At 29.9% G+C, this 11,888-nt stretch carries 7 protein-coding genes; all 7 read right to left on the bottom strand.

Translation table 11 applies throughout. From position 1 onward, the window contains the following. Positions 1-463 precede the first annotated feature (463 nt). Complete coding sequence (locus B0174_RS10930) at positions 464-751, bottom strand: YciI family protein (RefSeq protein WP_108560800.1); 288 nt, start codon at positions 749-751, stop codon at positions 464-466. 62 nt (positions 752-813) lie between these two features. After that, entirely contained in the window at positions 814-999 is a 186-nt protein-coding gene (locus B0174_RS12395) for a hypothetical protein (RefSeq protein WP_228156456.1), read from the bottom strand. A 240-nt stretch (positions 1,000-1,239) separates the two neighbouring features. After that, entirely contained in the window at positions 1,240-5,763 is a 4,524-nt protein-coding gene (gene rpoC, locus B0174_RS10920; protein WP_108560797.1) for a DNA-directed RNA polymerase subunit beta', read from the bottom strand. Continuing rightward, positions 5,756-9,901, bottom strand: coding sequence for a DNA-directed RNA polymerase subunit beta (gene rpoB / locus B0174_RS10915; RefSeq protein WP_108560794.1), 4,146 nt, complete (start codon positions 9,899-9,901; stop codon positions 5,756-5,758). Before rpoB ends, rpoC begins: the two co-directional genes overlap by 8 nt. 172 nt (positions 9,902-10,073) lie before the next feature. Next, complete coding sequence (gene rplL, locus B0174_RS10910) at positions 10,074-10,445, bottom strand: 50S ribosomal protein L7/L12 (RefSeq protein ID WP_108560791.1); 372 nt, start codon at positions 10,443-10,445, stop codon at positions 10,074-10,076. 46 nt (positions 10,446-10,491) lie between these two features. Beyond that, a complete protein-coding gene (rplJ, locus tag B0174_RS10905; RefSeq protein WP_108560788.1) occupies positions 10,492-10,980 on the bottom strand; it encodes a 50S ribosomal protein L10 in 489 nt (162 codons plus the stop codon). Between the two features lie 166 nt (positions 10,981-11,146). Further along, positions 11,147-11,845, bottom strand: coding sequence for a 50S ribosomal protein L1 (gene rplA / locus B0174_RS10900; protein WP_108560785.1), 699 nt, complete (start codon positions 11,843-11,845; stop codon positions 11,147-11,149). Positions 11,846-11,888: the final 43 nt, after the last annotated feature.

Below are 11,888 nucleotides of genomic sequence, written 5' to 3'. Positions count from 1 at the left end.
AATAAGAAATTGGAGCTTAACAATTTCACAACTAGCCATCCACTTTGATGGACGGCTTGATGATGCTTTAAATTTATGATAGAATTTTAGGAATTATCTAGGCTGACACAGAATGATGAACACTACCTAATGGGAGGGTAATAAACTCATTATAATCACTTTCCACCATATCTAAAATCTAATCTAAAAGAATTAGAACTATTTTTTCTCACGATAAAATAAAGTCCATCATCACTTAGATCATAATCTTTTTTCTTATTTATACTTTTTTAATTCTAATTCGGTAAGTTTTTACTTATTATTTTAATAATGACAGTACAGCATTTTTAAAATATTTTTTATACTCTCAATTGTACTGTTGTAAAACTGTGCTTTGAGTAAATATATTGATTTTATTTGAGACAAATTGAAACTATAAAAAGTCCAATTTGTCGAGTTTTATGAGATATTTAAAGATTTATATTTATTGTTTAGGAAGCATTTTCATAGGAACTATCTGAAATTCATCCATATTCCAAACATTATTTTTTACATAAGGTTCATTTTCTAACCATTCGTCTAATTCATCATCTGTTTCAAAATTTATATATAAAGTTGATCCAACCATTACATCATCTTCAATTAATGCACCAGCATTTATTATTTTACCTTCAGAGATTAATTTCTTTACACCCTCAATATGAGCTTCTCTTGATTCTAATCTTCTCTCTAGTGCATTTTCGTTATCGTAAGCTATTACTAAATATTGCATTTATTTTCCTTTTTTTGTTTAACTTTAACATTTTATCATAATAATAAAATGATAAAATTAATTTATATCATTTTGATAGCAAATAAAAAAGTCAATGGATATACAATCACATTAAAATATCTTAACATAGGTGTCATTTTTACATTTATTGCCATTATTTCTTCAATAGAAACTCCATTAGATAGCTTCTTCATAATTACTAATTTAAAACTTATGTCTAAAAATTTCACAATAAAAATTGAACTCATCCAAAAACCAAAATTAGTAAAATAAAAAGATAAAAATATTGTGTAAAAGAAAGTTATATGCATAATAAAATAGATAAAAATATTTTTTTTGAAAAGTAAAAAATTGTTAATCAAAACTCCATATAAAGAGTCGGATTTTTGCCAATTTGATTCAATAAATTCAAGAGAAATAAAAATAAAAAGTAATAAGAATATATCCATAAGAGTAAAATCCAATAGGGAAGCCCCTATTGAATAAGATTAATGTTCAGAAAATTTAATTTTTTGGTTTTTGTAAAGACCAGTTCCAACAGGAATTGTTCTACCAATAACAACATTTTCTTTTAAGTCTTCTAACATATCCATTTTTGCACTAATTGCAGCTTCTGTTAAAACTTTTGTAGTTTCTTGGAATGATGCAGCTGAGATAATAGAATCTGATGTTACAGCAGCTCTTGTGATACCTAATAATAAAGGTTCTGCAATAGCTGGATTCCCACCTAATTTGATAATTTTTGCATTTTCAATTTTAAATCTTTTTTTAGAAACCATATCACCAATAATGAATTTAGTATCTCCTCCATCTAAAATAGAAACTTGTCTTAACATTTGAGATGTAATTACCTCAATATGTTTATCAGCAATATTTACCCCTTGAGATCTATACACTTGTTGTACTTCTGAAACAATGAAGTAATGAAGTGCTTTTTCTCCAAGAATTCTTAATACATCATGAGGAGATGTTTGACCATCTGTTAATGCTTCACCAGCATGAACAAACTCACCTTCATGTACAAGAACTTGTTTAGATTTTTCAACTAAATATTCTGTATTGTTTCCTATACCATCTGAAATAATAATTCTTTCTTTATTTCTTAATGGTTTTCCAAATGATACAACACCATCAAATGATGCAAGAACAGCTATATTTTTTGGTCGTCTTGCTTCAAATAATTCAGAAACTCTTGGAAGCCCCCCTGTAATATCTTTTGATTTTTGAGTTGCTTTTGGCGTTTTACCAATAATATCTGCAACTTCAACTCTTTTACCCTCAGCCACATTCAATGAAGTCTTTGGATCTAAAGAGTATCTAATAATCTCTTTATCATCAGTTGCTAAAATAATTGTAGGTTTATATCCACTTGGAATATACTCATTAACAACTAGTTTAGAAGTTCCTGTTAATTCATCAAATTGTTCTGATACAGTAAGTCCTGGAATAATATCTTCAAAAGAAATTGTTCCTGCTTTTTCTGCAATAGTTGGATTTGCATATGGATCCCATTCTGCAATTACAACTTGTTCAGATGTTTTTGGTGTAGTAATAACTGAATCTTTTTCAACTTCTGTATTATCATTTAATTCAATTAATGAACCTCGTGCTACATAATGTCTTAACGCTTCTCTATCTTCACCATCAACGATTACAGCAAATACACCTTTTTCTGTAACAACATCACCAGCTTTAATGTCATGTCTTCTTTCTAAATAATCACCAGTTAATTTATAATATTTAACTAGTCCTTTTGCACCAGAAATTATTTTTGAAGTAATAGGAGCACCATCTTCAACTTTTAATTCAGAAGCAAAAGGAATTCTATTTGGAATATTCCATCCATCTTTAATCATTTCAACAATTGACTCATTTTGCTCAACTTCTTCACCATCTTTATATGGTAAATATAATTTACCTTCGATTTTTCCAGAAATACCAGCTAATTCATTTGCTTTTGCAACATCATTTTTTCTTAAGAAGTATTTTTTCTCTTCTTTTGAATTTGTAATAGTTAAAATAATTTCTTCATGTAAAGTTTCAACTGTAACTTTACCTTTAAATGGTGCATTGATTTTTGGTTCAACCAATAAAAGACCAGCATTTCTTCTATTTGCAACAATGATTTTTCCATCAGCTTTTACATATTTTTTAATATTGTAATATCTAATGAAACCTTCTTTATCAGCTTTTAATTCTCTTTCAGTTTGAGTAGCACTTGCAGTTCCCCCAACGTGGAAAGTTCGTAGCGTTAGCTGAGTTCCTGGCTCTCCAATAGATTGAGCAGCAACAACTCCAACAGCTTCTCCAGGTTTTGCTTTTCTTTGCTCACCAAGGTTTAGACCATAACATTTTGAACATAATCCATTTTCAACTTTACAAGTTAATGGAGTTCTAATTACCACAGATTTAACTTCAGCTTCAGTAACAAGTTTTGCATCTTCCTCTGTTATTAAAGTTCCCTCAGCAAATAAAATCTCATTTGAAATTGGGTCAATAATATCTTCAGCTATAACTCTACCTGTGATTCTTTCTTCTAAACTCTCAATTAATTCATTACCAGAAGTAATATCAGTAATTTCAATACCCTCATGAGTTCCACAATCTTCAACTGTAATTCTTACATTTTGAGAAACATCAATAAGTTTTCTTGTTAAATATCCAGCATTTGCTGTTTTTAACGCTGTATCCGCAAGACCTTTTCTGGCTCCGTGAGTTGAAATAAAGTACTCAAGTACATTAAGACCCTCTCTAAAGTTTGAAATAATTGGTGTTTCAATAATAGAACCATCCGGTTTTGCCATAAGTCCCCTCATACCAGACAGCTGTCTAATTTGAGCTGCAGAACCCCTAGCCCCTGAATCGGCCATCATATAAATAGAGTTAAATCCATTTTTATCAGTTTTAACTAATTCCATCATTTCAGAACCAAGTCTGTTATTAACTTCTGTCCAAATATCAATAATTTTATTATATCTTTCTTGCTCAGTTAATAAACCTTGAGAGAATTGTTTTTGAACTTCAATAACTTCTTTTTTAGATTTAGTAATATGTCCAACTTTTGTTTCAGGAACTCTAATATCATCAATTGAAATAGAAATACCAGCAACTGTTGCATATCTAAAACCTAAATTTTTTAAGTTATCTAAAAATCTTGGAGTTACTTCATATCCACCATGTTTGTAGATATAATCAACTAAAGTACCAATATCTTTTTTCTTTAAAATTTTATTCCATAAATTTGTTGGTACAAACTCAGGTAAAATTTCATGAATAATTAATCTTCCAACAGTTGTATGAATAACTTTATCATCCAATTTTGTTCTAATTTTTGCATGTAAATCAATTTTATTCATATCTAATGCAATTTTTACTTCATTTACATCAGTAAATAATTTATGTTCACCTCTTACACCATCTTTTTCTAATGATAGATAATAAATACCTAAAATCATATCTTGTGATGGAACAGCAATTGCTCTTCCTGATGCTGGTAATAGAATGTTCATAGAAGACATCATTAAAATTTTTGCTTCTGCAACTGCTTCTTGTGATAAAGGCACGTGAACTGCCATTTGGTCACCATCGAAGTCTGCATTAAATGCAGCACAAACTAACGGGTGTAATCTAATTGCTTTTCCATCAATTAAAACTGGGTGGAAAGCTTGAATAGAAAGTTTATGTAGAGTTGGAGCTCTATTTAACATAATTGGATATTCATCAACGATTTCGTTTAGACATTCCCATACTTCATTTGCTTCTGATTCAATTAATCTTTTTGCAGCTTTTAAAGTTGTTGCATAACCTTTTTCTTCTAATTTAGCCATTAAATGTGGTTTAAATAACTCTAATGCCATTTTTTTAGGAATACCACATTGGTCCATATTTAATGTAGGTCCAACAACGATAACAGATCTTCCTGAGAAGTCAACCCTTTTACCAAGTAAGTTTTGTCTGAATCGCCCTTGTTTACCTTTAATAATTTCAGATAAAGATTTTAAAGGTCTTTTATTTGCACCTTTTACAGCATTTGCTGTTTTACCATTATCAAATAAAGCATCAACTGCTTCTTGAAGCATTCTTTTTTCATTTCTAATAATAATTTCAGGAGCATCAAGTTCTGTTAATCTTTTTAATCTGTTATTTCTATTAATAACTCTTCTGTATAAGTCATTCACATCAGAAACTGCAAATTTTCCACCATCAAGTGAAACGAGTGGTCTTAAATCAGGGGGAAGAACTGGAAGTTGAGTAAGCATCATCCATTCTGGTTTATTTCCAGAATTTAAGAAGTTTTCAACAACTTTTAATCTTTTGATTATAGTTTTTCTTTTTGCTTCTGATTTTGTAGAACCCATTTCTTCTTTTAAAATAGTTAATAATTCAAATAAATCAATAGTTTCTAATAAATCTCTAACAATTTGTCCACCCATTGCTGCATCAAATCCAGTGTGTTCAAATAAATCAGCAATTGTTCTATATTGTTCTTCATTTAAAATATCATATTTTAAAACTTTTTTAGTTTTTTCATTATCATAATAAGCTTCACCAGCTTCACTTACGATATATGCTTCATAATATAATACTCTTTCTAGGTCTTTTAATTTAACACCTAATAAAGTACCAATTCTTGTTGGAAGTGAGCTAACCATCCAAATATGAGCAACTGGAGATACTAAATCAATATGTCCCATTCTGTGTCTTCGTACTTTTGAAGAAGTTACTTCAACTCCACATTTTTCACAAACAACACCCTTGTATCTCATTTTTTTGTATTTACCACAAAGACATTCATAATCTTTTACTGGTCCAAAAATTTTCGCACAAAATAAACCATCTCTTTCAGGTTTTAATGTTCTATAGTTGATTGTTTCAGGTTTTTTAACTTCTCCACAAGACCAAGAAAGTATTTTTTCTGGACTTGCAAGTCTTAATTGAAAAGCCGCAAAATCTTGCGGTCTTTCTAACTCTTTAATTTCAATAGGTTGTAATAATTTTACAGTTTTACTCATTGTTTTCCACCTCTCCAAAAATCTCTACATCTAATGCAAGAGCTTTTAATTCTTTTGTCAATACGAAGAATGTTTCAGGAACACCTGAATTTGGAACATTTTCACCATTTGCAATAGCTCTATAAGCACGAGTTCTACCCTCAACATCATCTGATTTTGTTGTAAGCATTTCTTTAAGAACAGCTGTTGCTCCATAAGCTTCTAATGCCCAAACTTCCATCTCTCCAAATCTTTGTCCACCAAATAAAGCTTTTCCACCTACTGGTTGTTGCGTAACTAAAGAGTAAGGTCCAGTAGATCTAGCATGCACTTTTTCATCAACTAAGTGGTGAAGTTTAAGCATATACATGTAACCTACATTTACTCTTTCCATCATTTTACCACCAGTTTTTCCATCGTAAAGGACACACTTACCATCTGTATCAATTTTTGCTAATTCAAAAAGTTTAATAAACTCTTCTTCTTTTAAACCATCGAAGATTTGAGTTGCAAATCTAACACCTTTTGCCCAATCTTGACCATATTTAATTAATTCATCATCACTTAACTTATCCATAAATGCTTTACCATTCATAAGTTTTGCAACAGATGCAATTTCTGTCATTTTTGCTCTTAATTCAACAATAAAATCAGCTTTTTTTGCTTCAAAAACTTCTTGAATTTGAGCTCCAAGTTTTTTACCAACTAATCCTAGGTGAACTTCTAAGATTTGTCCAATATTCATCCTTGAAGGAACTCCAAGTGGATTTAAAATTACATCAACAGTAGAACCATCTTCTAAGTATGGCATATCCACTTTTGGAACAATATTTGAAACAATACCTTTATTTCCATGTCGTCCAGCCATTTTATCACCAACTTTTATTTTTCTCTTAGTTGCAATATAAACTTTAACTTGTTTAATTACTCCTGAAGATAAAATATCATCATGTTCTAAAACTTGAAGTTTTTCTTCATGCTCATCTCTTAAATGAGCTTTTTGTTTAATAAAATGTTCTTTAATATCATTATATGTATTTTCAATATCTTTCGGATAAGAAGAAACAACTTTTTTCATTGCAAATCTATTAACATTCATTAATACATCAACAGGAATAGTTTCACCTTTTTTATATGTAACTTCATCTAATTCTAAATCTTTTGTTAAACTAGATTTTAATAATAAATCATTGATTTTTAAAATCTCTTCTCTATCAAGCATTAAAAGTTTATCATGGTGTTTTAAATCTAATTCAGCTTTTTCAGATGCAATTTCTGCAACTGCTCTTTCATCTTTTTCATAACCTTTTTTAGTAAACACTTTAACATCAACAACAGTACCTTCCATTGATGTAGGGCAAACTAATGATTTGTTTATAACATGTCCAGCTTTTTCACCAAAGATTGCTCTTAAAAGTCTTTCTTCTGGAGTTGGTTTAATTTCACCTTTTGGAGTAACTTTTCCAACTAAAATCATACCTGGCTTAATAAATGTACCAATTTTAACAATTCCAGAATTATCTAAATGAGTAATTGATTCTTCTTTAACACCTGGTAAATCTCTTGTAATTTCTTCATTACCATGTTTTAATTCTCTACACTCCACTTCTTTTTCATAAATATGAATAGATGTAAAAGCATCTTCTTCAATAAGTCTTTCAGAAAGGATAATAGCATCTTCATAGTTATATCCATTCCATGGCATGAAGGCAACCATTGCATTAACACCGACAGCTAATTCACCTTTATCCATAGCAGGACCATCAGCAATAACTTGACCTTTTGTTACAAATTCACCCTCAGTTACAGCTATTCTTTGACCAAAAGAAGTATTATTATTTGTTCTTACATTTTTATTTACAGAATAATGATCAATGAAAGCACCGTTTTCATCTTCACCTCTTACATAAATATTTTTTGCATCAGCTTTTTCAACAAGTCCTGAACGACCTGCTTTTATTGCTTCCCATGCATCTCGTGCAACTGTTTTTTCTAAACCAGTTCCAACAATAGGTGCATTTGGTCTTAATAATGGAACAGCTTGTCTCATCATATTTGAACCCATTAATGCTCTATTAGCATCATCGTGTTCTAAGAATGGAATTAAAGAAGCCGCAACTCCCATAACCATTTGAGAAGAAATATCAATTAAATCAACACTACTTCTCTCCATCAATAAGATTTCACCATCTTTTCTAGCTTCAATTAAAGATTCAATAATTTTTCCGTTTTCATCAACTTTTGTTGAACCAGGAGCAATTACTAATCCTTCTTCTTGAGTTGCTGTGTAGTATTTAATCTCATCAGTTACAAGACCATCTACAACAGTTTTATAAGGAGCTTCAATAAATCCAAGCTCATTAACTTTTGAGAAAGTAGATAATGTATTAATAAGACCAATATTTTGACCCTCAGGAGTTTCAACTGGACAAATTCTTCCATAGTGAGTTGGATGAACATCTCTTACCTCAAATCCAGCTCTTTCTTTTACAAGTCCACCCTCACCAAGTGCAGAAAGTCTTCTTTTATGAGTAACTTCTGATAATGGATTTGTTTGGTCCATAAATTGAGATAATTGTCCTGATGTAAAGAATTCAGTAATTGTTGAAGTAATCATTTTAGAGTTAACTAAATCATGAGGCATAATATCTTCTAATGTACCAGATAAAGTAGTCATTTTATCTCTAATAGCTTTTTGCATTTTGATTAAACCAGCATGCAATTCATTAGCTAATAATTCACCAATTGCTCTAATTCTTCTGTTACCTAAATGATCTCTATCATCAATATGTCCATGACCTGATTTAACTTTAACAAGGTATTGAACAGTTTTAATAACATCTTCATAAGTTAGAGTTGTAACATACTCAGGTACATTTACACCTAACTTATGATTCATTTTCATTCTTCCAACTTTTGTTAAATCATATCTTTCTGGATCAAAGAATAATTTTTTAACAAACTCTTTAGCTGCTTCTTTAGTTACAGGTTCACCTGGTCTCATTACTTTATAAATTCTGATTGCTGATAAATCATTTTCATCATCAAGTTGTTCAGTTTGTTTTAATAATTTTAAAGATTCAGCATCTGCTTTAAATGCATTAATAATAGAATTATCAATACCTGTTGCTAAGTCATTTGCAATATCGAATGATTCAAAACCTAAATCTAAAAGTTTTTTTAATTTTAATTCATCAAGATTAGTTAAAGAATCAAATAAAACTTCACCAGATTCTGGATCATAAATTGTATTTGCTGTACTTCTATCCATTAATAATTCTAAAGGATACTCAATTAATTTAAGTCCACCTTCAATTAAAGCTTTAGCTTTTCTTACTGTTAATCTTTTTCCAGCACCAATTACTAAATTACCTTTGTCATCTTTAACATCAAATTCAATTCTTCCCATAAAATCATCAGGATTAAATTCAGTTAAAAATTTATTATTTTTGATTTTAATATTTACTATTGGGTAGAATAATTTAATAATATCTTCTTTAGAATACCCTAATGCTCTAAATAAAATTGTTACAGGTACTTTTCTTCTTTTATTAATTCTTACATATAATACATCTTTTGCATCATACTCAAAATATAACCATGAACCACGATCAGGAATAATTTGACCTGTATAAATTAGTTTATTATCAGCAGTATTTGATTCTTCTTCTTTAAAGATAACACCAGGTGATCTATGTAATTGATTTACAACTACTCTTTCAACACCATTAACAATGAACGAAGTTCGATCAGTCATTAAAGGAATTTCTCTAATGAATAAAGATTGTTCTTTCATATCTTTAACACCGATTTTTTCACCAGTTTTTTCGTCTAAATCCCATAGTGTTAATCTAATATTAATTTTAAGAGGAATTGAATATGTAAGTCCTCTAACCATAGATTCTCTTACATCATATTTAGGTTTACCTACTTCACTACCTAAATAGTCAAGTGTAATTCGGTTTTGTACATCATGAATCGGGAAAATAGATTTAAATACTTTTTCAATTCCAGCAGTAGTTCTATCACCTTGACCTATCATTAAGAAAGTATCATACGAAGTTTGTTGTAGTTGTAATAAGTTTGGAATTTCAATTTGTTGCGGATTTTTTGCAAAATCAACTCTAAGTCTATTACCAGATTTTAAAGAGTTTAACATTGTCGGCCTTGTTATAAAATTTGGTTAAGTTCTGCTTTTATATTATTATAAAGCACAAAAGCATCCATAAAGGATAGGGTTAAAATTTCATAAAATTTTAACCTTAACCTTCAAAGATGCGAATCTTTATACAAGGCAAAAGCCTTGTATATCAATCATAATTATTTAATAATTATTTAATTTCTACTTTTGCACCAGCAGCTTCTAATGCAGCTTTTGCAGCTTCAGCATCTTCTTTAGAAATACCTTCTTTAATTGTTGAAGGAGTTTCTTCAGCAGCAGTTTTTGCTTCTTTTAATCCTAAACCAGTTAATGCTCTAATTTCTTTAATAACATTAATTTTTTTGTCACCAGCATCTAAGATAATAACATCAAATTCAGTTTTTTCTTCAGCAGCTTCAACAGCAGCAACTGCTCCACCAGCCATTGCAACAGGTTGTGCAGATACACCAAATTTTTCTTCAAATTGTTTTACTAATTCTGATAATTCAAGTACAGATAATCCAGAGATATATTCTAATACGTCTTCTTTAGAAATTGCCATTTCTTATTCCTTATAATTTATTTATTTTGTTTTAATAGCTTAAAAATTAAGCTGCCTCTTCTTCTTTTTTCTTTCTAAGTGCATCAAGCCCAATAGTAAAGTTTGTAACAGGTGCCATCCAAGTAGCTGCAAGCATACCAAGAAGTTGTTCTCTTGATGGTAATTTAGCGAATGCATTAACTGTAGCAAAGTCTGCAATTTTACCTTCAATAATCCCTGATTTAATAACAAATTTTTCTTTGTTAGAAGTAGCAAATTTATCTGCAACTTTACAAGCTGAAATTTGATCATCAGACCATAAGAAAATATTCGTACCAGTTAATTCAACATCACCTAATTCAGCATTTTTTACAGCAACTGTAACTAATGTATTTTTAGCAACTTGAACTTTAGTATCATTAGCTTTTGCTTCTTTTCTTAAAGTTTCTAATTCTCTATGAGTAAGACCTTTATAGTCACAAACTACGATAGCTAAAGAATTTTTAAATTCACCTGTTAAAGAATCAATTATTTCTGATTTTTGTTGTTTAGTCATTTTTTCTCCTCCCTTCAAAACATCGACTTAGGCGGGACTTACAAGAAACGGAGGTGTTTCTTACCAGCTGTCTTCAGTTTTATTTCAGTGCTTTGAATAACACTCAATAATAAAGAAAGAAAATCTTCATTACTGAATGCTAAAAAAAATTAGACAAGGTGAAACCTTATCTAATTTCCATTAATTCCATATTATCTAAAATAATTGATGGACTCATCGTTAAAGATATAGCTGCATTAGTAATATATCTACCTTTTGCAGTTGATGGTTTTGCTTTATTGATAGCTGCAATAAATGTTGCAGCATTTTCTCTAAGTGCTTCAGCAGAAAATGAAACTTTTCCGATTCCAGCTTGCATATTACCTTTTTTATCAACTCTATATGTAACTTGACCACCTTTAGCATCATTTACAGCTTTTGTAACATCCATAGTTACAGTACCTGTTTTAGGATTAGGCATTAAACCTTTTGGTCCTAAAATTCTACCAACTTTTCCTACAATTCCCATACAATCAGGAGTTGCAATTAAAACATCGAAATTAATGTTTCCAGCTTGAATAGCTTCAGCTAAATCATCATTACCAACAACATCAGCACCTGCAGCTTTTGCTTCATCCATTTTTAAACCTTTAGCAAACACTGCAACTCTTACAGTTTTACCAGTTCCATTTGGAAGTACAACAGCACCTCTAATCATTTGGTCTGCATGTCTTGGATCAACATTTAAATTTAGTGCAATTTCTACACTTTCATCAAATTTTGCTGATTTTAAATCTTTTAAACTTGCACAAGCATCAACTAAAGAATATTTTCTATCTTCAATTTTTTCTTTTAGTGCTTTATATCTTTTTGAAACTTTTGCCATTTTTATCTCCGCAATTATATTATTTTTGCTACCGCCATTATTG

Source organism: Arcobacter caeni, from assembly GCF_003063245.1.
Taxonomy (GTDB): Bacteria; Campylobacterota; Campylobacteria; order Campylobacterales; family Arcobacteraceae; genus Aliarcobacter; species Aliarcobacter caeni.
Note: the sequence above shows the minus strand (reverse complement) of the source record. Positions and strands in the feature narration are given on the sequence as shown.

Bases quoted from the DNA above. Each gene is read 5' to 3' on its own strand.
- B0174_RS12395 (WP_228156456.1), bottom strand. From the start codon at position 999: ATGAGTTCAATTTTTATTGTGAAATTTTTAGACATAAGTTTTAAATTA.
- rpoC (WP_108560797.1), bottom strand. From the start codon at position 5,763: ATGAGTAAAACTGTAAAATTATTACAACCTATTGAAATTAAAGAGTTA.
- rpoB (WP_108560794.1), bottom strand. From the start codon at position 9,901: ATGTTAAACTCTTTAAAATCTGGTAATAGACTTAGAGTTGATTTTGCA.
- rplA (WP_108560785.1), bottom strand. From the start codon at position 11,845: ATGGCAAAAGTTTCAAAAAGATATAAAGCACTAAAAGAAAAAATTGAA.
- rplL (WP_108560791.1), bottom strand. From the start codon at position 10,445: ATGGCAATTTCTAAAGAAGACGTATTAGAATATATCTCTGGATTATCT.
- B0174_RS10930 (WP_108560800.1), bottom strand. From the start codon at position 751: ATGCAATATTTAGTAATAGCTTACGATAACGAAAATGCACTAGAGAGA.
- rplJ (WP_108560788.1), bottom strand. From the start codon at position 10,980: ATGACTAAACAACAAAAATCAGAAATAATTGATTCTTTAACAGGTGAA.